The 24,428-nt window shown below is 61.6% G+C and carries 19 protein-coding genes; 9 read left to right on the top strand and 10 right to left on the bottom strand.

The genetic code is table 11. The features are described 5' to 3' along the window. Positions 1-132: 132 nt before the first annotated feature. Positions 133-2,682: a penicillin-binding protein 1A gene (locus DK391_RS24890; protein ID WP_109480662.1), complete on the bottom strand. Its 2,550-nt coding sequence runs from the start codon at positions 2,680-2,682 to the stop codon at positions 133-135. A 639-nt stretch (positions 2,683-3,321) separates the two neighbouring features. Here DK391_RS24890 and DK391_RS24880 point away from each other — a divergent pair. From DK391_RS24880 to DK391_RS24870, 3 genes are all read left to right on the top strand, one after another. Next, on the top strand, positions 3,322-3,990 hold the full coding sequence (locus DK391_RS24880; protein ID WP_109480660.1) for a hypothetical protein: 669 nt from the start codon (positions 3,322-3,324) through the stop codon (positions 3,988-3,990). Positions 3,991-4,578: 588 nt separating this feature from the next. Next, positions 4,579-5,259, top strand: a complete 681-nt coding sequence (locus DK391_RS24875; protein WP_109480659.1) for a PspA/IM30 family protein — start codon at positions 4,579-4,581, stop codon at positions 5,257-5,259. Between the two features lie 109 nt (positions 5,260-5,368). Beyond that, entirely contained in the window at positions 5,369-6,586 is a 1,218-nt protein-coding gene (locus tag DK391_RS24870) for a tetratricopeptide repeat protein (RefSeq protein ID WP_109480658.1), read from the top strand. Between the two features lie 77 nt (positions 6,587-6,663). Here the strand turns inward: DK391_RS24870 and DK391_RS24865 are convergent, their stop codons facing one another. After that, entirely contained in the window at positions 6,664-7,287 is a 624-nt protein-coding gene (locus DK391_RS24865; RefSeq protein ID WP_109480657.1) for a TetR family transcriptional regulator, read from the bottom strand. A 200-nt stretch (positions 7,288-7,487) separates the two neighbouring features. Between DK391_RS24865 and DK391_RS24860 the strand changes: the two genes are divergently transcribed. Together DK391_RS24860 and DK391_RS24855 are read left to right on the top strand one after the other, a co-directional pair. After that, positions 7,488-8,969, top strand: a complete 1,482-nt coding sequence (locus DK391_RS24860) for an NAD(P)/FAD-dependent oxidoreductase (RefSeq protein WP_109480688.1) — start codon at positions 7,488-7,490, stop codon at positions 8,967-8,969. Positions 8,970-9,034: 65 nt separating this feature from the next. Further along, a complete protein-coding gene (locus DK391_RS24855; protein ID WP_109480656.1) occupies positions 9,035-10,006 on the top strand; it encodes an alpha/beta fold hydrolase in 972 nt (323 codons plus the stop codon). Here DK391_RS24855 and DK391_RS24850 read toward each other — a convergent pair. After that, positions 10,003-10,776 carry a class I SAM-dependent methyltransferase gene (locus tag DK391_RS24850; RefSeq protein WP_109480655.1) on the bottom strand — a complete coding sequence of 258 codons (774 nt, stop codon included), beginning with the start codon at positions 10,774-10,776 and terminating at the stop codon, positions 10,003-10,005. The two genes, DK391_RS24855 and DK391_RS24850, sit on opposite strands and share 4 nt — an antisense overlap. A 472-nt stretch (positions 10,777-11,248) precedes the next feature. Here DK391_RS24850 and DK391_RS24845 point away from each other — a divergent pair, with 472 nt between their 5' ends. Continuing rightward, on the top strand, positions 11,249-12,661 hold the full coding sequence (locus tag DK391_RS24845) for a methyl-accepting chemotaxis protein (RefSeq protein WP_109480654.1): 1,413 nt from the start codon (positions 11,249-11,251) through the stop codon (positions 12,659-12,661). 97 nt (positions 12,662-12,758) lie between these two features. Here DK391_RS24845 and DK391_RS24840 read toward each other — a convergent pair whose 3' ends face one another. The 4 genes from DK391_RS24840 to DK391_RS24825 all read right to left on the bottom strand — a co-directional run bounded on the left by DK391_RS24840 (position 12,759) and on the right by DK391_RS24825 (position 16,870). After that, positions 12,759-13,577, bottom strand: coding sequence for an ABC transporter permease subunit (locus tag DK391_RS24840; RefSeq protein ID WP_109480653.1), 819 nt, complete (start codon positions 13,575-13,577; stop codon positions 12,759-12,761). Continuing rightward, complete coding sequence (locus DK391_RS24835; RefSeq protein ID WP_109480652.1) at positions 13,577-14,506, bottom strand: ABC transporter permease subunit; 930 nt, start codon at positions 14,504-14,506, stop codon at positions 13,577-13,579. The genes DK391_RS24840 and DK391_RS24835 overlap by 1 nt, the downstream gene beginning before the upstream one ends. Continuing rightward, on the bottom strand, positions 14,503-15,666 hold the full coding sequence (gene potA / locus DK391_RS24830) for a polyamine ABC transporter ATP-binding protein (RefSeq protein ID WP_162600907.1): 1,164 nt from the start codon (positions 15,664-15,666) through the stop codon (positions 14,503-14,505). The genes DK391_RS24835 and potA overlap by 4 nt, the downstream gene beginning before the upstream one ends. A 103-nt stretch (positions 15,667-15,769) precedes the next feature. Beyond that, positions 15,770-16,870, bottom strand: a complete 1,101-nt coding sequence (locus DK391_RS24825) for a polyamine ABC transporter substrate-binding protein (RefSeq protein WP_109480651.1) — start codon at positions 16,868-16,870, stop codon at positions 15,770-15,772. Between the two features lie 606 nt (positions 16,871-17,476). Between DK391_RS24825 and DK391_RS24820 the strand changes: the two genes are divergently transcribed. From DK391_RS24820 to DK391_RS24810, 3 genes are all read left to right on the top strand, one after another. Next, entirely contained in the window at positions 17,477-18,772 is a 1,296-nt protein-coding gene (locus DK391_RS24820; RefSeq protein WP_109480650.1) for an Nramp family divalent metal transporter, read from the top strand. Between the two features lie 189 nt (positions 18,773-18,961). Continuing rightward, on the top strand, positions 18,962-20,323 hold the full coding sequence (locus DK391_RS24815) for a phospholipase A (RefSeq protein WP_109480649.1): 1,362 nt from the start codon (positions 18,962-18,964) through the stop codon (positions 20,321-20,323). Between the two features lie 100 nt (positions 20,324-20,423). Next, positions 20,424-20,627: a DUF1289 domain-containing protein gene (locus DK391_RS24810; protein WP_109480648.1), complete on the top strand. Its 204-nt coding sequence runs from the start codon at positions 20,424-20,426 to the stop codon at positions 20,625-20,627. A gap of 109 nt (positions 20,628-20,736) precedes the next feature. Here DK391_RS24810 and DK391_RS24805 read toward each other — a convergent pair whose 3' ends face one another. The 3 genes from DK391_RS24805 to DK391_RS24795 all read right to left on the bottom strand — a co-directional run bounded on the left by DK391_RS24805 (position 20,737) and on the right by DK391_RS24795 (position 24,304). Next, positions 20,737-21,381: an OmpW family outer membrane protein gene (locus tag DK391_RS24805; protein WP_109480647.1), complete on the bottom strand. Its 645-nt coding sequence runs from the start codon at positions 21,379-21,381 to the stop codon at positions 20,737-20,739. Positions 21,382-21,490: 109 nt separating this feature from the next. Next, positions 21,491-22,681 carry a nitronate monooxygenase family protein gene (locus tag DK391_RS24800; protein ID WP_109480646.1) on the bottom strand — a complete coding sequence of 397 codons (1,191 nt, stop codon included), beginning with the start codon at positions 22,679-22,681 and terminating at the stop codon, positions 21,491-21,493. A gap of 186 nt (positions 22,682-22,867) precedes the next feature. Beyond that, complete coding sequence (locus DK391_RS24795; protein WP_109480645.1) at positions 22,868-24,304, bottom strand: aldehyde dehydrogenase family protein; 1,437 nt, start codon at positions 24,302-24,304, stop codon at positions 22,868-22,870. Positions 24,305-24,428: the final 124 nt, after the last annotated feature.

The following is a 24,428-nucleotide window of genomic DNA, read 5'->3' as shown; positions in this document are numbered from 1 at the left end:
CATCGGATCCCTCTTCCAGACAGCAGGCACACACCAGAATTCGCTTGCTGACCGTTGCCTCAACTCCATAAACAAACACGCCCGTGATTTCCATCACGGGCGTGTCCTTTTGAGTACGGAGCCTTCAGATCCTCAAGGCTTATTCGACTCGAACAGATCCATGATCTGCTTCTTCTCCGTGTTCGAGACATTCGGCGGCGGCGCCGGCGGCGTCATCCCGGCCGGCCCAACGGCGCCAACCGCATCGCCACCGCTAGCCAACGGATTCGCCGAATCCATGCCGATACTGGCGACAAATCCATTCCCCGGCGTCATATCCGTATAGAACAGTTCACCATCGACAGACGTCACGCCTTGAGGAATCTCAGGCTCAGTCTGCGGCACGCCGCGCAGCGCACGCTGCATGTACTCGACCCAGATCGGCAACGCCAGTTGCGCACCGAACTCGCGGCTACCCAGCGACTTCGGCTGGTCATAGCCCATCCACGCGACCGCCACCAGCGACTGCTGATAGCCCGCAAACCAGCCGTCCTTCGCGTCGTTGGTGGTACCCGTCTTGCCCTGCAGGTCATTACGATGCAGCACATTCGTACCGGCGCCCGTGCCCGCCGTCGCAACCGAATGCAGCAGGCTGTTCATGATGTACGCGTTACGCGGTTCCAGCGTACGCGGTGCATCCTTGCCCGCCGTCAACGGCTGCGCGCGTGACAGCGGCTGGCCATGCGCATCGTCGACCTCGGCGATCAGATACGGATTGATGCGATAACCGCCGTTCGCAAACACGCTATACGCACCCGCCGATTGCAACGGCGTCACCAGACCTGCACCCAGCGCCATCGGCAGATACGGTGGCGTCTTGTCGGCATCGAAGCCGAAGCGCTGCGTGACGAAATCCTGCGCGTACTTCGTGCCGATATACGACAGGATGCGGATCGACACCAGGTTCTTCGACTTCTGCAACGCCAGCCGCATCGGCATCGGACCATCCGGCTGATCGTCGTCCTTCGGTTCCCACGCGTCGCCGCCCGGCGCGCTCGGCGGGAAGTACAGCGGCGCGTCGTTGATGATCGTCGCCGGTCCGAGGCCCTTGTCGAGCGCGGCCGAATAGATGAACGGCTTGAAGCTCGAACCCGGCTGGCGCCACGCCTGCGTGATGTGGTTGAACTTGTTCTTGTTGAAGTCGAAGCCACCGACCAGCGCACGGATCGCACCATCCTGCGGCGTCATCGACACCAGCGCGCCTTCCACCTGCGGCAACTGCGTGATCTGCCAGTTGCCGTTCGCATCGGCGATCAGACGTACGATCGAACCGGGGCGAATACGCTGCGCCTGTGCCGCGCGCGCCGACAGCGAACCCGCCGCAAAGCGCAGGCCGTCGCCCGTGATGCTGGCCTGCGTGCCGTCGAGCAGTTGCGCCTTCACTTCCTTCGGCGTCGCCGATGTCACCACAGCCGCAATGATCTCGCCGTTGTCCGGGTGATCGTTGAGCGCATCTTCGATGGCTTCGTCGCGATCGTCGCCCGCCGCGGGCAACTCGACGAAGCCTTCCGGACCGCGATAGCCGTGACGCCGCTCGTAGTCCATCACGCCCTTGCGCACCGCGAGATAGGCAGCTTCCTGATCGGCGGAATCGATCGTCGTCGTTACGTTCAGGCCGCGCGTGTAGGTCTCGTCCTTGTACTGCGCGTACATCATCTGGCGCACCATTTCGGAGATGTACTCGGCGTGCACGCTGTACTCGTTGCCCGCCGTCTTCGTGCGGATTTCCTGCTTGATCGCTTCGTTGTACTGGTCCTGCGCGATGTAGTTCAGATCGAGCATGCGCTTCAGGATGTATTCCTGACGGATCTTCGCGCGCTTCGGATTGACGACCGGGTTGTACGCCGACGGCGCCTTGGGCAGACCCGCAAGCATCGCTGCTTCGGCCAACGTGATGTCTTTCAGATCCTTGCCGAAGTACACGCGCGCCGCAGCCGCAAAGCCATATGCGCGCTCGCCCAGATAGATCTGGTTCATGTACAGCTCGAGAATCTGGTCCTTCGTCAATGCGCGCTCGATCTTGTACGCGAGCAGCATTTCATAGATCTTGCGCGTATACGTCTTCTCGCTCGACAGGAAGAAGTTGCGCGCGACCTGCATCGTGATCGTACTCGCGCCCTGCGACGAGCCGCCGTGCGCGCTGTCCGCGAAACCCGCGCGCAGAATGCCGATGAAGTCGACGCCGCCATGCTCGTAGAAGCGGTAATCCTCGATGGCGAGCACGGCCTTCTTCTGCACGTCCGGGATGTCCTGGAAGCGCACGAGGCTGCGGCGCTCCTCGCCGAATTCGCCGATCAGCACGTGGTCGGCCGTGTAGATGCGCAGCGGCACCTTCGGGCGATAGTCGGTCAGCGCATCCAGCGAAGGCAGTTGCGGACCCATCACCACGAGCGCATAGCCGACGATCAGCGCGCCGACCACCGCCAGGGTCGCGAACAGCCCGGCAAACCACATCGCGATCGTGCCGCCGATGGAGCGGCCGCCGCGACCCGAGCCTTCCGCACGCCCACGCTCATCGCGATCGCTTTCTTCGCGCTGTGCGTAGCGGTAGTCGCGGCTCGGGTTGTCGTTGCTGCCGAAAGATGGCTCGCGGCCTGGATGCCCTGAGGAACTGGAGGAATTCGGTCGTTTGATGATTGGCATGACTGGAATGATGGACGCTACCTACACGCCGGAAAGGCACGCGTGGTGCGCTTGAATCGTGATCGTGGCGACGCCCGCGCGCAAAGCGCCGCGGTGCCGGCACCGTTGCGCGCCAGAGCGGCGCCCTGCCGCCTGTACGCCGGCGGCCACGCGGGTAGTCTTCCCACGCGGCGCGCCGCCGCGCATGACGACGGTCTCTGCTCTCGCGACAACCACCGCGCAGCGCCGCATGTTTCACCCCGTTCCGGCTGGCCGCACGGCGCGCCCAGGCAGTGTCTGGCGCAACGTAACAGCGCATTTTAAAGAAATCAAGCGGCGCAGAAGGTGATTTTTTTGTAAGAAATCCCTCACGATAGTGCCCCGACGCACGAAAAAACACCGCGTGGCGCCGCGCCCGCCCGCTTGCGCCTTGCCCGTGCAGTTATCAACAGAAAATGTTGAAAGCCCTGTGGACAATGTCCTCACAAGCTCCACAACCCATTGATGTGACAGTCATTTTACGTTCCGCCCGAAATACGCCCGCGAACCACCGCGCGTCGCGATTTAGTCTTATGATGGATCGACGCGCGCCCACCAGGACTCGGCGCCCTGCCCGGATTCCTCCGCAGTTCGACACCTGAAAAGAACGCGAGCCGATCTATGAACAAGCCCAGCGAACGCATCGTCGTCTTCGTCACGCCCGCCCAGAAACGCGCCATCGCATCGACGGCCGAGAACCTCGGCATCAGCGTCAGCGAACTGATGCGCCGCGCGGTGCTGAGCTTCGGCGCGACCAGCGAGCAGGTCAAGGCGGCGAGCATTGTCGACCGCTTGCGCGCGCCACGCGAACCCGACGCGCTCAACGAAGCGCTGCGACGTGTCGCGCGTGCCGGCATGCCTCTGCGACAAGCCACGCCACCGGCGCTGCGCTCGCCCGCAGCGCGCGACGCGGCAACACCGGTTGAAAACGATACCGTATTCGCCGATGCCGATCCCGATGGCTCGCCCGCACTCGCGTCACTCGACTTCGCCAGGCCTGTTGTTGCGCTCGCAACGCCGACGCAGCCCGACGTAGCGGACAGCGACGCGGACGGAACCGCCGCCGCACAGGCCGCTGCGCGCGTCACCGCCGCGAAAGCCGCCGCGCTCGCCGCCCACGACGAACCCGCCACGAGCGGGACCCTCAACCAGGCCGCCGCCACGCACGCGCCATCAAGAACCTCCACACTGCTCACGTCGAAACGCAATGCAGCAGGCAAGCGGCAGCAGGAACGTGACGACGATGAACCCGGCATCGATCCCGCCGAAGGCAGCGGACACTTTGCATAAGCTCGCGCTCGTTCGTCACGCACGCGCATCACAGGGCAGATCGTCGGCTATCCGAAAGAATCGGCCAATGCGTTTGCGACAGCGTACGTGCACGACATCCGGGAACGACATAAACCACGCATTTTGACAAACCAGCGTGCTGATTCGTTCATCACGTTGCGCATGTGCGTTCACGCCGCAGAAGATTGCGAAAACACCCGCCGCGACGCGCGAGAAATCGCACTTTAAGACGGATTTAAGAGTACGCGTGGTGTAATATCCGCGAGCTGTTGAATGTCCCGTCATGCAACGTTTGCAACGCGTGCGCGAAGCGCCGGTGCATGTGTCGCGGCAGGTTGAACGCAAGTTAAATTGTCGTGCAGCTATTGCATTCCATGCGCACGCCCCGATGTCAGGTGCGATTGCCCCGCCGTCATGCAACATGTGCGCAGGCACGCTGTCTGATGGACGGAAAGCACGATGCAAGGCAGTCATGCAGCAGGTAACGCAAGCTCCCGGTGAAGCGTAAACTACACAGGTCGACGCCGTCGCGAGCAAAGCAGGAAACGCAAGGTATTCAGCGTCGATTTCATTCTATGGAGGTATTTCATGTCGCTTTTTGACAGCATCACGCGGACGGTCAAAGGTCTCTTGAACGACGCAGCCGACTCCGTGCAAGACCCGTCGCGTGATGCGCGCCAGATCGTGCGCGAACTCGACGAGAGCATCGCGAAAGCGGAGAACTCGCTGATCGAGATCCAGGCGCAGGTCGCAACGCAGCAAAGCAAGCGCGACGTGGCCGCCGACAAGGCGAAGAAGTACGAAGACGGCGCGAAACGCGCGCTGCAATCAGGCGATGAAGCGCTCGCGCGTGAGGCGCTCGGTGCGCAGGCGACGGCGGAAGCCGAGCGCGACGCGCTCGCGAAGGAACTCACTACGCTCGAGCCATCCGTCGATCAGCTGAAGACGCAAATCGATGACATGCGTCAGCGTCGCAACGATCTGAATGCGCGTTCGAACATCCTGCAGGCCAAGCAGCAGATCGCGCAAGCCAAAGATACGGCGGCAACGGCGCTGGGTGGTATCGGCGGCAAGAATCTTGCTGAAGACTTCCAGAAGCTCGAAGACAAGGTCGCGCTCTCGACGGCACGTTCCGACGCGCGCCTCAATTCGGCTGACGTGAAGAGCGGCAAGGCGCTCGACGACAAGCTCGCGGACCTGAACCGCGGCCCGTCCGTCGACGACCGTCTCGCCGCACTGAAGAAGCAGCTGGACACGCCTGCGCAGTAACCCCCACCAGGCGATGCGCCGCGCGGCGTTGCGTGTCGAGGCACGCTGGCCGCGTAGCGCGGCAACTCGATAGTCATGGAGACGGGCGTCAATCCGCCCGGTCCGCATCATGAAAAAACTCCTTGCAGCAGCCGGTGTATCCCTGACGCTTTCGCTGATGCTCGTATCGGGCGCCGCCTTCGCGGTGCCGACGGCGACGCAGATCGAAACGGCGATCCAGCAGCAGGACTGGCAGAAAGCCGATTCGCAGTTGAACGAAGTGCTGAAGGCGCATCCCGACAGCGCTCGCGCGCACTATCTGTACGCGCAGGTGCTCGATCGCGAAGGCCGCCCTGCCGAAGCGCTCACACAACTTCAACAGTCGAAGACGCTCGACCCGCAGGTCCGCTTCACCGATCCGGGCCGCTTCGCGGAAACGGAAGCGCGTCTGCGTGCCGATGCCGCGCGCGTCAGCGGGAGTGGCGGCGGCAATGTCACCCATCGCACCAGCAATCCGTTCGCGCAGCAGGAATCCGCGGCAACGACGTCGTCGGCGCTTCAGCAGGCGCCGGCACGGCATGGTCCGTCAATGGGCATGTGGATCGGCATCGTGGTGCTGTTTGCCGCGATCGCGCTGATCTTGCGCTGGACGCTACGTCGCGCGCGCTCGCAGGACGATACGCGCGCCAACGACGATCGCCGCGTGCAACTCAAGCGCGCCACCGATCTCCTCAACGACGTGCGTTCGCTCAAGCTCGACGTGAAGCTGTCGACGGCGCCGGGGCATGAAGCGCTCGAACGCGAAGTGGAAGGCGCGGAGACGCAACTGCGTCAGCTCGTCGAAGCGCTGTCGAACAGCAAGAACCCTGTGCCGCCGTATCAGATCGAAGATCTCGAACGGCAGGTGGCGAGCCTCAAGGCGCGCGCCGAAGGCCGGCCCGATCCGAATGCCGCACCTGCGGCAGCGACGGGCGCTGGCGATTCGTCGTTTGCACGCGAGGCCGATCAGGCGTTTGGCCGTGGCCAGCCGCAAGGTTATCCGCCGCAAGCACCCTATCCCTACCCGCCGCAGCAACAGCAGCCGCCCGTCATCGTGCAGCAAGGCGGTGGCTTTGGCGGCGGCATGGGCGGGTTGCTGACGGGCGTGCTGCTCGGCGAAGCACTCAACTCCGGCCGTGACCGTGTGGTCGAGCGCGATGTGATCGTCGATGACGAATCGCGCAAACGCGGCGGCAACGACGCCGGTTCAATCGACTTCGGCCAGGGCTCCAATGACTGGAGCGACGGTGGAGATGGCGGCGTCGATATGGGCAGCAACGACGATTCGGGCGGCTGGAACGACACCTGATCGATTCACGCTGTTTCGGCGGATGCGTCAAACGAAAAGGGTTCCTCACGGAACCCTTTTTCATTTTGCTTCATGTTTCATACTTCATGCTGCGCCAGCACGACAGCGCCCGCGAACAGCCTGACGATGAAGCGCTCCGCGTAGTCGATCAGCGATTCGCGCTGCGCCGCATGACCGATGAATTCATGCGACAGATGAAAAAGCTGCAGCACGATCTGCGTGCAGACTTCCTCTATCGTCTCGCGGGACAACGCCGGCATCAGGTTCAACTCGACCACATCTTCCGCCATTTCCGCCGACACCTCGTTGAGGTTCACGCGCACCGCCTCGCGCAATGCCGGCGACGTGCCGTGATACTCGGCCAGCGCGCTCAGGAACGCCTCGCGGTTTTCCAGCGCGAACGCAAAGAAAGCCGCGCACGCGCGGCGCGGGACGCTATGTGGTTCATCATGCGCGGCCAGCCAGCGCTCACGCCGCAGCATCGGACGCAAACGGCGGCTGACGGATTCGACGGCTTCGCGCGCCAGATCGTCGAGCGTGTCGAAGTGTCGATAGAAGGTGTTGGGATTGAGGCCCGCTTCCCGCGCCAGTTCGCGCAGGCCAAGGCTCGCGAAGCTGCGGCCGCCCGCCGTCAGGCGCAACGCGGCCTCGATCAGTCGGCGCTTGCCGGGCGCGAGTTCCAGTTCCGATGCGGATTGCATGAGCTTCCATTTGACGACGCAGTTCGGCCGATGCCCTGCTTCGACCTTGGAGCCTGCACTGTACAACGATCTTGACGCACTGTGTACAGTTGTCTACTCTGCGCGTTAAGCGCTGTAGACGGATGTAGACAGGTCTACTTTTTTCTTAATCGCCGTCGATGCGTGTGAAGACTTCGACGATGTGCTGGAGCGTTGAACTCATGCCCTCACCGGCTCGACCTGAGATGCGTATCGCGATTATCGGCAGTGGCTTCTCGGGTATCGGCATGGCCGTCCGGCTCAAACGCATGGGTTACACGTCGTTCACGATCTACGAAGCAGCAGACGATCTTGGCGGCACGTGGCGCGACAACACGTATCCTGGTGCTGCATGTGATGTGCCGTCGCACCTGTATTCGTTTTCATTCGAAGCGAACCCGTCGTGGTCACGATCGTTCAGCCATCAGCAGGAAATCCTCGCGTATCTGAAACATTGTGCACGCAAGTATCAGGTGGACAGTGCAATGCAGTTCAATGCACGTGTGACGGCTGCGCGCTTCGACGAAGCACGTCTTGTCTGGTTACTCGAGATCGTACGCAATGGGGTGCATGAAACAGTCGAGGCCGATGCAGTGATCTCGGCCGTCGGACAGTTGTCGCGCCCCGCGATACCGCAGTTCGAGGGGCTCGATACATTTGGCGGCAAGCTGTTTCATTCCGCACGCTGGGACCACGACTATCCGCTGGAAGGCAAACGTGTCGCCGTCATTGGCACGGGCGCCAGTGCAGTTCAGTTCATCCCAAGGATCCAGCCGCGCGTTGCACAAATGCTGCTGTTCCAGCGCACCGCGCCGTGGATCATGCCCAAGCCCGACAAACCCGTGAGCGCACGCGCACGCTGGTTCTTCACGCATCTGCCGTTGACGCAGCGCTGCGTGCGCAATGCGATTTACTGGCAGATGGAGTCGCGCGGCATCGGCTTCTTCGTCAATCCCAAGCTGGTGAATCCCGCGATGAAGTTCGCACGCAGCTATCTCGAACGGAAGGTGAAAGATCCTGCCCTGCGCGCGAAACTGACACCCGACTACAGGCTCGGATGCAAGCGCGTGCTGCTTTCGAGCGACTACTATTCAGCACTCGGCCAAGCCAATGCCGATGTCGTCACCACGCCGATCCGCAGTATCGTGCATGACGGCATCATCACCGCAGACGGCACGCATCACGCCGTCGATGCCATCATCTGCGGCACGGGATTTCAGGTGAATGATGTCGGCACGCCATTCGACGTGACAGGCGTAGACGGCGCGGATCTCGGCGCGATGTGGCTACGCGATGGACCCGAAGCGTATCTCGGCACCAGCATCACGAATTTCCCGAATTTCTTCATGATGACGGGACCGAACACGATACTCGGACACAACTCGATGATCTACATGATCGAGTCGCAGGTGCAATACATTGCCGCTTGTCTGCGCGAATTGCAGCGTCAGCGTGCACGCACGATGAATCTCCGTGCCGACGTGCAGCGCGCATTCAATGCGAGCCTGCAGCGCGACATGCCGCGCACGGTCTGGGCAAGCGGCTGCCACAGCTGGTACCAGACGAAGAGCGGCAAGATCACCGCCATCTGGCCGCGTTTCACGTTCACCTACCGCCGCCGCACGCGCCGCGTGCGCAGCAGCGAATACACCTTTTCACGCTAGTTCTTATCAGGAGTGCACTTTGTCAGCAGAGTGACCAGGTAGTCCAACAACAGGGAGACAAAAAAATGAAGAGCATCGAAACGGCACACACGATGCCGGTGCCGCTGCCGCGCCGTTCGCTTGCGGCGCGCCTTGGCATCACGAGCGTCCCGCGAAACGAACTGCAACGCCGTTACACGCAAACGGGTTCACGATTCGTACAGATCATGGGCGCGGACGTGCACTATATCGACGAAGGGACAGGCGACAGTACCATCGTGATGATTCACGGCTTTGCTTCATCGCTGCATACATGGAACGATGTTGCATCCGAGATGGCACGCGAGCATCGCGTGATCCGGCTCGATCTCCCGCCGTTCGGCGTGACAGGTCCACTGCGCAACGCGGCAGGTGCCATCGAAACGATGAACCTGCCCACCTGCCGGCGTTTCTTCGACACTTTCATGCAGGCGCTCGGCATCGGGCGTGCGACGCTGGTCGGCAATTCGCTTGGTGGACTGCTTTCGTGGGATTACGCGGTGCGTCACCGCGATGCCGTCGAGCGGCTCGTGCTGATCGACGCCGCGGGCTTCCCCATGAAACTGCCCATCTACATCGGCCTGTTCAATCACGCGCCCGTGCGCATGAGCGCGCCCTGGTGGCTGCCTGAGGCGATCATCAAGAGCGCGGTACGCAACGTCTACGGCGATCCTCGCCGGATTGCGCGCGACGTGTTGCGTCGCTATGTCGAGTTCTTCCATGGTGAAGGCACGCGTGAAGCCATCGGCAAGATGGTGCCGACGCTGGACTTCGCAGATCTCGATACGAGTGTGCTGAGTTCGATCGACGTGCCGACTCTGGTGCTCTGGGGTGCAAAAGACCGCTGGATTCCACCGGCCCATGCAGCCGAGTTCACACGCCGGATTCCCGGCGCGCAATCGGTCATGTACGACGGGCTCGGACATATTCCGATGGAAGAAGCGCCACAACGCGTGCTGCAGGATTTACGCGCGTTCTTCGCGTCTCACCCTACCGGAAGCACTTCACTGCAGGTCTAGGCCTGGTCTTGTGCATGTCCAACGTAGACGCGCGTCTCGTACGCGAACTCGACCGTGCCGCAGTCGGCGGTGCGGTCGAACAGTTCGCGCAGCGCGTTCAGCATCGGCTGGTGGTCTGGATGCCCAGCCTTCGGTGCATAAGACGACGACAGCAGCCGCCCTTTCAATCCTTCGAAGTCGAGCCGCTGTGCGTTCGGAAAACGCGCCTGATGCGTGAAGCCGTCGCCGAACCACGCGGTCATCGACTCATCGTCGCCGTAACGCTCGGACACCGCCTGATAGTCGACGCCGAAGCGTTGCAGCAGCGCTTCGTAGTCCGCGAGAAACGGCGTGCCCTCGAGCAGGCGGCTGTTCCACATCAGCGCGATCAGGCCGTGCGGTTTCAGGATGCGCGCGAATTCTCGACGCGTCGCGGCGGGATCGAACCAGTGGAACGCCTGGGCGGCCGTCACGAGATCGACGCTCGCGTCGTCCAGTGAGGTCGCCTCTGCCGTGCCCGCGACACTCGCATAGCCGGTGAAGGATGCAAGCCATGCATCGGCGGCGGCGCGCATCGCCTGATTCGGCTCGACGGCGACAACGGGATGACCTGCTTCGAGAAAGAGCCGCGTCGAGATGCCCGTGCCTGCACCGATATCGGCGACACGCGCACCTTCGGCCACGCCACAGGTTGCATGCAGGAAAGTTACGACTTCACGCGGATAGTCGGGCCGGTACTTGACGTAGTCGGCTACACGGTCGGTAAAGCGCTGGGTGGAATCATCGGTCATCGCTGGCACGCACGGTCGGGATGAAATGGCTTTCAGGTTACTGCAAGTTCATCTTCCCGATGTGACGACTCACTGCATTCGATTTCAACCGCCACCCAGCAGACGCAGCAAACCCCACAGGAACTTGCAGACCATAACGATCAGTTCCCATAGATACAGCAGCTGTTCCCAGCCCGATACGCGCACAAAAGATTCAAACATCAGTGACTGGCGGGTGCATTCGACTTGGATTCGACAGACGTGCGGCAAGGCGCGCGCACGGACTGCCGCGATCGTACCCGATCAGACTCCGGGATAGTCCCTATCAAGCAGTCCGGTAAGGCGCCGTAGAGAAATCGTAAGCGTGCAGGATGAAACGCAATTCATGTGCCGCACTTCGATAATCGGGTGCAGATCGGTGCAGTCACCTGAACTCACACGCACATTAAACGGACACAGGAACGGCACACGTCGCGCCGTTCAGGAGACTGACATGACGGGCCTCTTCAATCGCCGCCTGCGCCGCAACGGCAGCGCTTCATCCGTTGTAGGCGATATCGCCACTCAGGCAGGCAAGCTCGGCATCGAGATTTGCGATGTGTCCGGGCATATCGAGGAAGTGGCCACGCGTGTCGAACGGCAGGCCGATGTCTGCCATACGCTGCGCCAGTCGGCGGCGGCCACACTGGCAGGCAATCATCGTATTGCCGAAGCGGCGCGGGAAATGCGCACGGTCACGGCGCAGGCGGCGGGCGAGGTCGAAAGCTCGCAGCAGACGCTCGAGTCATCGCTGTCGGATATTCATGGGCTGGTCGAAGGCGTGACCGTGATCGAAAGCCAGATCGGTGCGTTGCGGGCGGCGCTGTCGCACGTGAGCCGCGTGTCGGAGGAAATTTCGCTGATCGCGCGCCAGACACATCTGCTCGCACTGAACGCTGCCATCGAAGCCGCGCGTGCGGGGGAATTCGGCAAGAGCTTCGCCGTGGTCGCCGCCGAGGTGAAAACACTGTCTGCAAAAACCGCGCAGGCAACCGGTCAGATCGAAACCACGCTTGCGCAACTCACTGAGCAGACCGAGCGCCTGATTGGCGAAGGCGCCGAAAATACCGCGCGCGCCCAGCGGGTCCGCGAAGGCACACGGATGATCGGTGACGTCGTGCATTCGACGGGCCACGCGGTCATGCAATTGAATGCAGAGGCCAATCAGATCGCGACGTTGTCCGGTGAGATCGAGGAGCAATGCAATGCATTCGAGTCGCAGGTTTTGGAGATCGCGACCGACGTCGAGCATTCCGGCGAGAACTTCATGCAGGCGAAGAACCGGCTCGGCAATCTGCTGGGCGTGTCTGAGAACCTGATCGAATTGACAGCCGCCACGGGTGTCGCGACAGCCGACACGCCGTTCATCGACGCCGTCGAACAGGCTGCCGCCAAAGTCGGCAAACTGTTCGAAGCAGCCGTCGCGCGCGGCGAGCTGTCGATGAACGATCTGTTCGACGAGCATTACGCGCCGATGTCCGACACGAATCCGCCGCAGTTCATGACCCGCTTCACCGATCTCACCGACCGGGTTCTGCCGCCTATCCAGGAACCGATGCTCGAACTCGATCCACGCGTGGCGTTCTGTGCCGCCGTCGATGTGCGCGGCTATCTGCCCACCCACAATCTCAAGTTTTCGCAGCCGCAGCGCGGTGACCCGGTCTGGAACGCAGCGAACTGCCGTAACCGGCGCATCTTCAACGACCGCACGGGCCTTGCGGCCGGCACCAGCACGAAGCGCTTCCTGCTGCAAACGTACCGGCGCGACATGGGCGGCGGCGAATATGTGCTGATGAAGGACGCGTCCGCGCCGATCTTCGTCAACGGCCGGCACTGGGGTGGTCTACGGATCGGCTACAGGATCTGAGCAACGGCATGACGCGTTGCGTCGGGTGAGTCGCTTTGCCGGCACCCGCATGCACGAAACAGGCACCGGCAAAGGAATTGAAGCGAGACAGCCTGAACTAGATTGCCATCGCGAGGCGCCGCTTCTCGGCGCGCTGCATGAAGTGGTTAGCCACGACCACGCCCACCGTCACGACCGCGATGAACAGCGTCGCCAGTGCATTCATCTCCGGATTCAGACCCAGGCGCACGCGCGAAAACACCACCAGCGGCAACGTGGTCGAGCCGGGTCCGGACAGGAACGCGGACAGCACCAGATCGTCGATCGACAGCGTGAACGACAGCAGCCAGCCTGCGACAAGTGCCTGCGAGATCAGCGGCAGCGTGATGAAGAAAAATACACGCAGCGGCGTCGCGCCAAGATCCAGTGCAGCTTCCTCGAGCGACGGGTGCAGGTCGCGCACACGCGACTGCACAATAATCGCGACATAGGAAATACACAGCATCACGTGACCGATCCAGATCGTGAAGATGCCGCGCCCTGCCGGCCAGCCGAGCCACTTGCCCATTTCGATGAATAGCAGCAGCAGCGAAATGCCCTGGATCACTTCGGGAATCACGAGCGGCGCGTTGATCATCCCCGTGTACAGCGTGAAGCCGCGAAAGCGCCCCATGCGCGCGAGCACGAAGCCCGCCCACGTGCCGATGATCACCGATGCGAACGCCGTCAGCAGCCCCACGCGCAGCGACAGCCACGCGGCATTGATCAGTTCATCATCCTGCAGCAGCGCGGCGTACCAGCGCGTCGAGAAGCGCGTCCAGACCGTAACGAGTTGCGACTCGTTGAACGAATACACGATCAGGCTGATGATCGGCACATAGAGGAACGCGAAGCCGATCGCGAGTGCGATGAACTGCAAGATACGATTCGGTTTCATCAGCGGCGCTCCTCCAGTGCCTTCGCCTGCGAGTACTGGAACAGCGCCATCGGCACGAGCAGCAACAGCACCATTGCGCAGGTGACGGCGGAGGCCATCGGCCAGTCGGCGTTATCGAAGAACTCATTCCACATCACGCGGCCGATCATCAGCGTGTTCGCGCCGCCGAGCAGTTCAGGAATCACGTACTCGCCCACCGCCGGGATGAACACCAGCAGACAGCCCGCGATGATGCCGTTCTTCGACAGCGGCAGCGTGATCTGCCAGAACGCTTTCCACGGCTTCGCGCCGAGGTCGTACGCGGCTTCCAGCAGCGTCAGATCCATCTTCACGAGGTGCGCATAGAGCGGCATCACGAGGAACGGCAGGTACGAATAGACCATGCCGATATAGACCGCCGTGTTGGTGTGATACAGCTCGATAGGCGAATGAATCAGCCCGATAGACATCAGGAAGTTGTTCAGCAGCCCGTTGTTCTTCAGGATGCCGATCCACGCGTACACGCGGATCAGGAACGACGTCCAGAACGGCAGCATCACGGCCATCATCAGGATGTTGCGCGTGGCCGGGTTCGAGCGCGCGATGTAATACGCCATCGGATAACCGAGCAGCAGACACAGCAGCGTCGAGATGCCCGCCACGATCACCGAGTTCACGTAGGTCGCGAAGTACAGGCTGTCCTGCAGAAGGAACGCGTAGTGCGACAGGTCGAGCGCGATGTGAACCACGCCGTCCTTAATCGACGTCAGTTCCGTGTACGGTGGAATGCCGAGCTGCAGATCCGCGAAGCTGATCTTCACGACCAGCAGGAACGGCACGAGGAAGAACAGCAGCAGCCAGATGAACGGCCCCGCCACCACGGCCGTGCTGCCCGTCAGATTGAAGCGGCGCACGGGCCACGTCATGAAGGAATGCAGCGCGCGTTTCATGATGTCAGCACCACGCCTGCCGACGCGCTCCAGCGCACATACACCTCGTCGCCCCACGTCGGCGTTTCGATTTCCGACAACGCGAGGCTCGACACATTCGCGATCACCGTCTTGCCCGCGTCGAGCTTCACGTGATACAGCGAGTAGCCGCCCATGTATGCAATGTTGGTGACGGTGCCCTTGCCCCAGTTGAACGTGCCCTCAGGCGGCTTGCGTGTGAGCGCGATACGCTCGGGGCGCACCGAGATCGTCACGGGCATGCCAAGCGGCCCTGTGATGCCGTGGTTCACGTACAGGCGCACAGGCAGATCAGGCGTTTCGATGTACACGTGATCCGGCTCGTCCTCGACGACCTTGCCGTCGAACAGATTGGTCGAACCGATGAACTCCGCCGAGAAGCGGCTGTTCGGATATTCGTAGACTTCGTTCGGCGTGCCGAGCTGCACGATCTCGCCTTCGCTCATCACGGCGAGGCGGCTCGCCATCGTCATCGCTTCTTCCTGATCGTGCGTGACCATGATGCAGGTCACGCCGACCTTGTCGAGAATGTTGACGAGTTCGATCTGCGTGCGCTGACGGATCTGCTTGTCGAGTGCCGACATCGGCTCGTCGAGCAGCAGCAGTTTCGGACGCTTGACGAGCGAACGCGCGAGCGCGACGCGCTGCTGCTGCCCGCCCGACAGCTGATGCGGCTTGCGCTTTGCGAAGCGGCCCATCTGTACGAGTTCGAGCGCGGACTGCACGCGCTCCTGCAACTCGGCCTTGGGCACGCCTTCCTGCTTGAGGCCGAACGCAACATTCGATTCGACCGTCATATGCGGAAAGAGCGCGTACGACTGGAACATCATGTTCACAGGACGCTTGTACGGCGGCATCTGTGCAAGGTCTTCGCCGTCGATCAGGATCTTGCCCGACGTGACCGTTTCCAGCCCTGCAAGCATGCGCAACAGCGTGGACTTGCCACAACCGGAACTGCCGAGCAGCGCGAACAGTTCGCCCTTTTTCACCGACAGGTTGACGCCCTTGACGGCGACCGTCTCGCCGAACTTCTTCACGACGTCGACGATCTGCACAAAGTTTTCCGCTGCATCCTGCGCAAAGGCGGAATTGCCCGAGGACGACACGCCGGCCCCTGCCAGCACGTTCGACTGGCCACTCATGATCTGCTGCTTCTCTCCCTGCATTTGACGAACAAAGCCCCCGGCACGGTGCCGAGGGCTTCATGATGATGCTTTCCTGCACAACCGTGTGGTTCAGGTCCGCTTAGCGGCCGGACTTGAACTCGGTCCACAGCCGCGTCTGCAGACGCTGGATTTCAGGCGGCAGCGGCTTGAGCAGGAACAGCGTCTTGACGACATCCGCCGGCGGGTACACAGCGGGATCGTTCGCGACATCCTTGTCCACATACTTGCGCGCTTCCGCATTCGCGCTCGGGTAGTACACAGCGTTGGTAATGGCTGCGTGAACCTGCGGCGTCTCGATGTAGTTGATCCACTCCATCGCGGCTTCCTTGTTCTTCGCGTCCTTCGGAATCGCCATCACGTCGAACCACACGGGCGCGCCGCCCTTCGGAATGTAGTAATCGACCTTGTACGGCTTCTTCGCTTCGGCCGCACGATGCTTGGCGATCACGACGTCGCCCGACCAGCCGTACGCGAAGCAGATGTCGCCGCCGACCAGATCGTTGATATAGCCCGACGAGTTGAACTGCGTGATGTACGGACGGATCTTCTTCATCATCGCGAGCGCTTCGCGATAGTCGGCCGGGTTCGTGCTCATCGGATCCTTGCCGATGTAGTGCAGCGCAGCCGCGAACATCTGGTCCGGCGCGTCGAGCACGGAGACGCCGCACGCCTTCAGCTTCGAGATGTTTTCCGGCTTGAAGAGGATGTCCCAGTTGTCGAGCGCGACGCCCTTGCCGAGAATCTGCTGCGCCTTCGTCACGTTGTAGCCGAGGCCCGTCGTGCCGTATGCCCAGGGCACCGAAAACTTGTTGTCCGGGTCCGCGCCCGCGACGAGCGCCATCAGCGACGGGTCGAGGTACTTGAGGTTCGGGATCTTCGATTTGTCGAGCGGCGCGAAGATGCCCGCTGCGATCTGCTTGCCCGCGTAGTTGCTGGTCGGCACGACGATGTCGTAGCCCGAATTACCCGTCAGCAGCTTGGCCTGCAGCGTGTCGTCGCTATCGTAGTTGTCGTACTTGACCTGGACGCCCGTCTGCTTGGTGAAGTTCGGAATCGTGTCTTTGGCGATGTAGTCCGACCAGTTGTACACATTCAGTTGTGTATCTTTTGCCGCCGCCGACAGGAAAGGCGTCGCGCACAGTACCAGCGCAGCCAGTTGGCCCACCACCCGTTTCTTCATTCCGTTCTCCGTTCGGACCGGTGTGAACCGGTCGCTTACCCCGCTTCAAGCCGCTGCGTGCTGCCAGTGGCTACCCTTGAAAAAACCGAAAACTACCATCAATCGGTGCCTGATTCAAAATAAACCGCCGGATGTCGCGCAAAGGGTACAGCGCGTGGCCTTCTATGGGCTGGACCTGCCTTCCATCCGCATTGCATCGGCCTGCTGTCCGCTTTCCGCCTGCTTGCGATTGCAAGGATCCGGGCGATTTCCGTCTGGCGTCTAGCCTGGCAACTGCAGTTTGATTCGGCGGCGCGGCAGCTTGGGTGCACGCAAATGCACGGGGCCGCTGCAAAATTGGCCGCAATTTTATCGGGTTATCGCGTCCTGTCCACCCGAAAAAAACCTCCTTTCCTGTAGGGAAAGGCATCGCACGGTGCAGATCCACGGAAGCGGACTGCATCCCGCCCGATACACGTGTGCCACCCTCACTATAGACTGTCAAATTAGCCCATATAGTGGTATCGACAGGGGTGAAGGCGTGACGCTCTGCAAGACATTGCAAGGCACTGGAATGCATGGCATGCCGCTTGCCCCGCAAACCGGGACTTCCGCCACAGCGTTGCAATGAATACGAACCCGTTCGCACTGGATCCGTCCCGCCGCCGCCCCGGCGCAGGACCTGCACGCCCGGCCGGTCGGCTCCGGTTCCTTGGCGCGGGCGCGCTGATCGCCGTCGGCTACATGGATCCCGGCAACTGGGCGACTGCGCTCGCGGGCGGCGCGAGCTACGGCTATGCGCTGCTGAGCGTCGTCATTGCGTCGAGCCTGATGGCAATGCTGCTGCAGTGGCTATCGTCCCGTCTCGGCGTGGTGACGGGACGCGATCTCGCGCAGTTGTGCCGCGAGCGGACCGGCCCGCGCGTGACACTGTTCCTGTGGATGACGAGCGAAATCGCGATCATCGCCTGCGACGTTGCCGAGGTGGTCGGCAGCGCCGTCGCACTGCAACTGCTGTTCGGCGTATCGCTGACGGCGGGCGTGCTGATGTCGGCGGTCGGCACCTTCGCGATGCTCGCCCTGCAACACCATGGACAGCGCACGCTCGAGACCGCCGTGGTCGCCCTCATCCTGTTCGTCGGCTTGTGCTTCGTGATCGAACTGGTACTCGCGCGGCCCGACTGGCGTGCTGCACTGACGGGCGCGGCGCCCAGCGCCGAGCTCCTGCGCAACGCGGGGATGGTGTGGCTGGCGGCGGGCATTCTCGGCGCGACCGTGATGCCGCACAACCTGTATCTGCACTCCGCACTCGTCAAAACGCATGCACTTTCATGCAGCGACGCCGACATCGCCGCCGCGTTGCGCGGCGTCAACTTCGGCACCTTCAGCGCGCTTTCACTGGCTTTCGTGATCAATGCGGCGTTGCTCATCGTGTCGGCGGCCGTCTTTTACGCGAGCGGCCATCGCACTGTCACCGATCTCGCCGATGCGCACCGGCTGATCGCCCCGATCGTCGGCTCGCACTGGGCCGCTATCCTGTTTGCGGCAGCCCTGCTCGCATGCGGCCTGAGCGCAACCGTGACGGGCACGCTCGCGGGGCAGGCAGTGATGGAAGGCTTCCTGCGGATCCGGCTGCCGCGCTGGCAACGCGCACTGCTCACCCGGGCGCTCGCCATCGGCCCGGCGCTTGTTGCCGTGGGCCTGTTCGGGCCGCATGGATCGGCGCAACTTCTCGTGGCCAGCCAGGTGGTGCTGAGTCTCCAGTTGCCGCTGGCCGTGGTGCCGTTGATCCGTTTCGCATCGGACATCCGGCTGATGCACGGCTGGCGTTTGCGCGGCGTACCACTCGTCCTTGCATGGATGTGTGCCGGCGCCATCATCGCACTGAACGGTGCGCTGATCTGGGAAACGGCAACGGGGTAAATGCTGGTATTGGCAAATGCATTGAAGTGCCGCTGTATGCGAGCTTGCGCTTTGTAAGTCGTCTTTTACAATGACGGATCGTGACCTTCGTGTTACCTGCGTGCAGCGAAGTGCAATGCAATGTAATGCACAGGAAGCGCGCCGCAGGTTCCGTCGCCACCGACATGCAATAACAATGGACGACTGCTCATGCGAGTGAACACCTTGTCTTGCCGCATTGCTCCTGCCCATCGGCCGCCCGCTTACCCGCCATCGCGGCTCCTTCGCTCCAACGCCCTTTCCCATTACGTCCGCTTCTTCAGCGTCTTATGGCTGGGCGCTCTGCTCGGCCTCGCCGCGCCTTGCGCACAGGCCACGACGTCGATGCTCGCGCCGTTGCGCGAAGCCGCGTTCAACGAGCCGCTGACCATCACGCTGCTCTACTCCGCCGACGACAACGCGCCACTCGACCTTACGCTGCCGCCCACAATCCGCGTCACCCTCACGAACGGCGACATCGCGCCGCAACCACTCGATCTCGTTCGCGAAGCCGATGTGCCCGATGCACTGCATCTGTCGGTGGGCCAGTTCCGCAAGGTGCACTACTCGGCGCCGTGGCCGGCGTGGGCGCGCGGTGAGATACGTATCGATCCCGTCGGCTTCGATGCGTCACCGGCACTCGTCGCGATCAATCGCGGTCCCCGCCAAGAACAGATCGTGCAAGCCGAGCGCACTGAAATGCAGGCGGTCACACCGGCACAACCTGCGAGCGCAGCGGCAGCCGTCACCCCCGCTTCGAGCACGGAAGTCGCCTCGCCTGCCGCCGATGCACTGATGAGCGCCGGACGTGCTGCACTATCGCGCATCTCTTACTACGAGCCGATGTACTTCGCCATCGGCAAGAACGGTGACACCAACGCGCGCCTGCAGCTCAGCTTCAAATACCGGTTGCTGCTGCCCGACGACCTGCGTTCAAAGGGCTTTCTCGACAACCTGTATTTCGCGTACACGCAGATGTCGATCTGGGATCTGTCTGCCGAGTCGCGCCCGTTCCGCGACACCAGTTACATGCCACAACTTTTCTACTACATCCCGGACACGGGGCTGCGCTCGGACTGGTTCACGCGCATGGGCATCGCCGCGGGCGTCGGGCATGAATCGAATGGTCTGGCAGGCAGCGATTCGCGCAGCCTCAACACGGTGTTCGTGCGCCCGACCTTTGAGTTCGGCGATCTCAACGCGACGCATCTTGAGATCTCGCCGAAGCTCTACTACTACCTCGGCACGAGCGACAACCCGGACATTGCCGATTACCGCGGCTACGTCGATCTGCTGATCAAGTACGGCAGCCCGGACGGCTGGCAACTGGCGACGACCCTGCGCAAAGGCACGAAGCACTGGTATGGCAGCGTCGATACGCAACTGACTTACCCACTCGCCCGGCTGCTCGGCAGCAGCGCATGGGGCGGCTACCTGTGGATCGGTTACTTCAATGGCTATGGCGAGGATCTGATCGACTATAACCAGCGACAACACTGGATGGCACGCATCGGCTACAGCATCGCGCGATGAACTGCAATGCATGACATTGCACGTGAAATGGGTGCCGGAAGCCGATTTCGCTTTTGGTTTACCATAGCGAACCGCATGCATTCCCGTTCAAGGTAACTCGATGTCATCGAATCTGCACGATCTCCCTGATAGCCCCTGCATTGGCGTCTGCTCGACGCTGTTCGACGAAGTCTGCAAAGGCTGTGGCCGTACGGCGGGGGAAGTGTCGAACTGGGTATTTCTCACCGATGAGGAGAAGCGCGCTGTGTGGACGCGCATCGAGCGCGAAGGCACCGCCATGCGCTTCAAATACGACAAGCTGTGATGTGATACCCGCACTGCACGCACCGGGCGCGTCAAATGCGAACGCCGGCTCATCGTGAGGCCGGCGTTTTTTATTGCATCTCGATCCTGGCTCAGAGACTTAGAAAGACTCAGAACTTCGTTCCGATACCGAGCCCGACTATCCATGGATCGATGTGCAGTGTGCCAAGCGATACACCATTCATCGATGCATCCGTTTTCATCCAGACCTTCTTCACGTCGACGTTGGCGAACACCGCTTTCGTCAGTTGCACGTCGACACCCGCCTGCAGCGCGGGGCCGAAACTGCTGCGCTTGACCGAAATCTGCTGGTCACCCGCATGCAGTCCGTCGTTATAGAAGTACGTATAGTTCACGCCTGCGCCAACATACGGGCGGATCTTTCCCTGATGATTGAAGTGATATTGCAGCAGCAGCGTAGGCGGCAAAACATTGACCCCGCCCAGGTTGCCGAGGCTCGACGTCAATTGATGCCGTGACGTGGCAAGAATCAGTTCGACGCCAATGTTGTCGCGGATCATGTATGTGAAGTCGAGTTCAGGCACGATGGCATTGTTGACGTCGACGTTGAGTGCAGACAGCGTGTCGCTCGTCCGCACCTGCGGCATGATCGAGATAGCGCGCAAGCGGATCAGCACATCGCCGGCATGGATACCTGAAGTCGGGTCGCTGTCTGCGGCGAATGTGTGCGAAGCCGTCAACGCCAGTCCTGCCGTGAATAGCGCGGCCGCGATGGATCGGATTGTTCTGTTCATGTGCTGCCCTGGTTTTCTCGTGTGGTTGCGCGAAGCGCGATGCAATGCAATTCAATGCAATCGGCAGGAGCATTGTCGAAGCTCCGCGCTTCGCGTTTTTTGATGCCCGTCAACCTTGAGAAAACGCAAAGCGCCCTGCGACAGCCGGTCGCGCCACGCCTGTCAGCAGCAGTTCGAGTAGATCGCGCACGCTGCGAATCGCCGTGCCGAACGGCAAGGCTTCGCGTCCGCGAAAAAATAGCCCATTGCTCACATCGCCGCGCAGCGCCGCCGCGAGCCGTGTATCAATGCAGAAATGACCGAACTTTTCGATGCCGTCGCGTAGCCCACATGCACTCAGGCATTCGAGTGCAGTCGGACACGCATTTCTGAGCGCGCCGATCTTCGAGCGAATGCGCGATTCATTGCGCAGATAGCGCTCGAGCCAGGGCGTCTTCACGGCACGCGCCGGCAGACCCGTCACGCTGACAAATTCAACGATATCGTCGGGTGACGCATCGGCCAGTACACGTTTGAAATTCGGATGCGCGTCGCCCTCTTCAGTGACGGCGAATGGTGTACCAATCAGCACGCCGTTTTCACCTGCTTCGAGACACGCACGCACTGCCTGGTGACTGTTGATGCCGCCTGCAACGATCACCGGCACTTGAGTTCGGCTGATCTGCAGTGAAGTGAAGATTGCGTCGATTTCCTGCAGAACCCGCGTGAAGTCGAAGCGGGCATCGTGCATGTCTTCGAGATTCGTCACGCCGAGATGACCGCCCGCGTGTGCCGGATGCTCGATCACGATGGCATCGGGCAAGCGGCCTTTTTTCATCCATTTTTTGAGCACCACGCCGACGCCGCGGCTGTCGGACAGAATCGGGATCAAGGCGATGACGCGCCCTTGTGTCATGTCCGGCAGATCGAGCGGCAGGCCGGCACCCATGACGATCGCGTCCGCGCCTTCTTCGCAGGCGATTCGCACATAGTCGGCATGCGCATTGACGGCCTTCATCACGTTGACGGCAATCATGCCGCGCCCTTCGCTGAGCGCGCGTGCAGCACGGATCTCACGAGTCAACGCGATGCGGTTTGCGTCTTCCAGCGTCGCGCGATCGGGCGACGTATGACAGCGTTCGAGCAGATCGCCGTGGTGATGACGCAAGTCGATGCTGGCGATCGTGCCGACTGCACCTTCACGCGCGACGCTGCCTGCGAGCCGGTGCGCCGATATGCCGACACCCATGCCGCCCTGCACGACGGGCAAAAGCGTTCGTCCGCGAATCACGAGCGGCGCGAACGGATAGGAAGGAAACATGATAGGCCTCCGTCGTCGATGGAATTCGACGCAAAGCCTCGATGGTCGCAACTGGCGGATGCAGTATCTTGCGCGAGGTCAAACAAAAGGCGCGTGCCGGTTATCGACACGCGCCAGGTTTGCGCTCCGTCATCGGTTGTGCGCGTTGCATGGGCATGCAATACCTTGCATCGCGCGCATTCCGATTTATGCAGGCTTGTTCACCTTCAACTGCATCGACTTGTATTCCAGATATTCTTCGAGTCCATAGGCGCCGTTTTCGCGGCCATGCCCCGACTGCTTGAATCCACCGAATGGTGCGGCCATGTTCCATGCGCCACCATTGATGTCGACCTGCCCTGTACGAATGCGCCGCGCGACACCCATTGCGCGTTCGTCACTACCGGCCCAGACGCCGCCACCCAGCCCGTAGACAGAATCGTTGGCGATACGCACGGCTTCGTCCTCATCCTTGCAGGTCAGAATGGTCAGCACAGGACCGAAGATTTCCTCTTGTGCGATTGTCGCCTTCGGATGGACGCGACCAAACACGGTCGGTTTCACAAAGAATCCCTTCGCGATGCCATCGGGCATGCCCGTGCCGCCCGTGATGAGTTCCGCGCCTTCTTCGATTCCACGCGCAATATAGTGCTGCACGCGAGACTGCTGTGCAGCGGAAGCCAGCGGCCCGAGACGCGTGGTCTCGACGCGCGGATCACCTGCAACGAAGGCTTCAGCGGCCTTCTTTGCCAGTTCCCGTGCTTCGTCATAGCGCGACTCAGGCACGATCATGCGTGTGTGCGCCGAACACGTTTGCCCGGAGTTCAGGAAGCACGCGCTCACCGTGCCTTTGATCGCCGCTGCAAAATCCGCATCATCGAGAATCACCGACGCCGATTTCCCGCCCAGTTCGAGCGCAACGCGCTTCACCGACGCAGAAGCCAGTTCGGAAACGCGCTTGCCTGCGCGCGTCGATCCCGTGAACGACACCATATCGACGGAGGGATGGCTGGCGAGCACTTCGCCCACCACCGGGCCATAACCGCTGACTAGATTGAACACGCCAGCGGGCAAACCTGCCTGATCGATCGCTTCAGCAAGCACAAAGGCGTTCAGTGGCGCGATTTCCGACGGTTTGAGCACGATAGTGCAGCCAGCCGCAAGCGCTGCTGCCACCTTCAACGTGATCTGGTTCAGCGGATAGTTCCATGGCGTAATGGCAGCGACCACACCGACAGGTTCCCGCACGACGAGCGAATTACCGACCTGCTCTTCGAACCGGAATGCACCCGCGAGCTTTGCATAGGCATTCCAGTTATAGACGGGACCGCCAACCTGAATCGCGCGCGCGAGCTTGATCGGCATGCCGACTTCACCGCAGATGTAGCCGGCCAGTTCATCTGTGCGGGCCTTGAGATTGTCTGCAATCTTTTGCAGGTATGCGGCGCGCTGCGTGGGCGGCGTCGCGGCCCAGCTGTCGAAAGCGGCGCGCGCAGCTGCAATGGCCGCTTCGGCGTCGGCTTCGATCCCCTCGGGAATGCGGCCCATCACCTCTTCCGTGCCCGAGTCGATCACGTCGATCGAGCCAGTGCCGCAAGGCTTGATCCATTTTCCGTCGATGTAGAGATGCTCGAAGGTCTTCATTGTCGTGCGTCCTGTCTCCTGGATAGTCCAGTTATTTTACTCGCGAGCCAGGAGCGCAATCGGACGCAGACAGGAGGAGTCCGACCGCCCATGCGAGCGGATCAGCCAGCGGCAAATAAAAAAG

This window comes from Paraburkholderia sp. C35 (genome assembly GCF_003121405.1).
Taxonomy (GTDB): Bacteria; Pseudomonadota; Gammaproteobacteria; order Burkholderiales; family Burkholderiaceae; genus Paraburkholderia.
Note: the sequence above shows the minus strand (reverse complement) of the source record. Positions and strands in the feature narration are given on the sequence as shown.

What these genes read in the sequence shown, in the direction of transcription:
- DK391_RS24890 (WP_109480662.1), bottom strand. Translation starts at nt 2,682, where the DNA reads ATGCCAATCATCAAACGACCGAATTCCTCCAGTTCCTCAGGGCATCCA.
- DK391_RS24880 (WP_109480660.1), top strand. Translation starts at nt 3,322, where the DNA reads ATGAACAAGCCCAGCGAACGCATCGTCGTCTTCGTCACGCCCGCCCAG.
- DK391_RS24875 (WP_109480659.1), top strand. Translation starts at nt 4,579, where the DNA reads ATGTCGCTTTTTGACAGCATCACGCGGACGGTCAAAGGTCTCTTGAAC.
- DK391_RS24870 (WP_109480658.1), top strand. Translation starts at nt 5,369, where the DNA reads ATGAAAAAACTCCTTGCAGCAGCCGGTGTATCCCTGACGCTTTCGCTG.
- DK391_RS24865 (WP_109480657.1), bottom strand. Translation starts at nt 7,287, where the DNA reads ATGCAATCCGCATCGGAACTGGAACTCGCGCCCGGCAAGCGCCGACTG.
- DK391_RS24860 (WP_109480688.1), top strand. Translation starts at nt 7,488, where the DNA reads ATGCCCTCACCGGCTCGACCTGAGATGCGTATCGCGATTATCGGCAGT.
- DK391_RS24855 (WP_109480656.1), top strand. Translation starts at nt 9,035, where the DNA reads ATGAAGAGCATCGAAACGGCACACACGATGCCGGTGCCGCTGCCGCGC.
- DK391_RS24850 (WP_109480655.1), bottom strand. Translation starts at nt 10,776, where the DNA reads ATGACCGATGATTCCACCCAGCGCTTTACCGACCGTGTAGCCGACTAC.
- DK391_RS24845 (WP_109480654.1), top strand. Translation starts at nt 11,249, where the DNA reads ATGACGGGCCTCTTCAATCGCCGCCTGCGCCGCAACGGCAGCGCTTCA.
- DK391_RS24840 (WP_109480653.1), bottom strand. Translation starts at nt 13,577, where the DNA reads ATGAAACCGAATCGTATCTTGCAGTTCATCGCACTCGCGATCGGCTTC.
- DK391_RS24835 (WP_109480652.1), bottom strand. Translation starts at nt 14,506, where the DNA reads ATGAAACGCGCGCTGCATTCCTTCATGACGTGGCCCGTGCGCCGCTTC.
- potA (WP_162600907.1), bottom strand. Translation starts at nt 15,666, where the DNA reads ATGAGTGGCCAGTCGAACGTGCTGGCAGGGGCCGGCGTGTCGTCCTCG.
- DK391_RS24825 (WP_109480651.1), bottom strand. Translation starts at nt 16,870, where the DNA reads ATGAAGAAACGGGTGGTGGGCCAACTGGCTGCGCTGGTACTGTGCGCG.
- DK391_RS24820 (WP_109480650.1), top strand. Translation starts at nt 17,477, where the DNA reads ATGAATACGAACCCGTTCGCACTGGATCCGTCCCGCCGCCGCCCCGGC.
- DK391_RS24815 (WP_109480649.1), top strand. Translation starts at nt 18,962, where the DNA reads ATGCGAGTGAACACCTTGTCTTGCCGCATTGCTCCTGCCCATCGGCCG.
- DK391_RS24810 (WP_109480648.1), top strand. Translation starts at nt 20,424, where the DNA reads ATGTCATCGAATCTGCACGATCTCCCTGATAGCCCCTGCATTGGCGTC.
- DK391_RS24805 (WP_109480647.1), bottom strand. Translation starts at nt 21,381, where the DNA reads ATGAACAGAACAATCCGATCCATCGCGGCCGCGCTATTCACGGCAGGA.
- DK391_RS24800 (WP_109480646.1), bottom strand. Translation starts at nt 22,681, where the DNA reads ATGTTTCCTTCCTATCCGTTCGCGCCGCTCGTGATTCGCGGACGAACG.
- DK391_RS24795 (WP_109480645.1), bottom strand. Translation starts at nt 24,304, where the DNA reads ATGAAGACCTTCGAGCATCTCTACATCGACGGAAAATGGATCAAGCCT.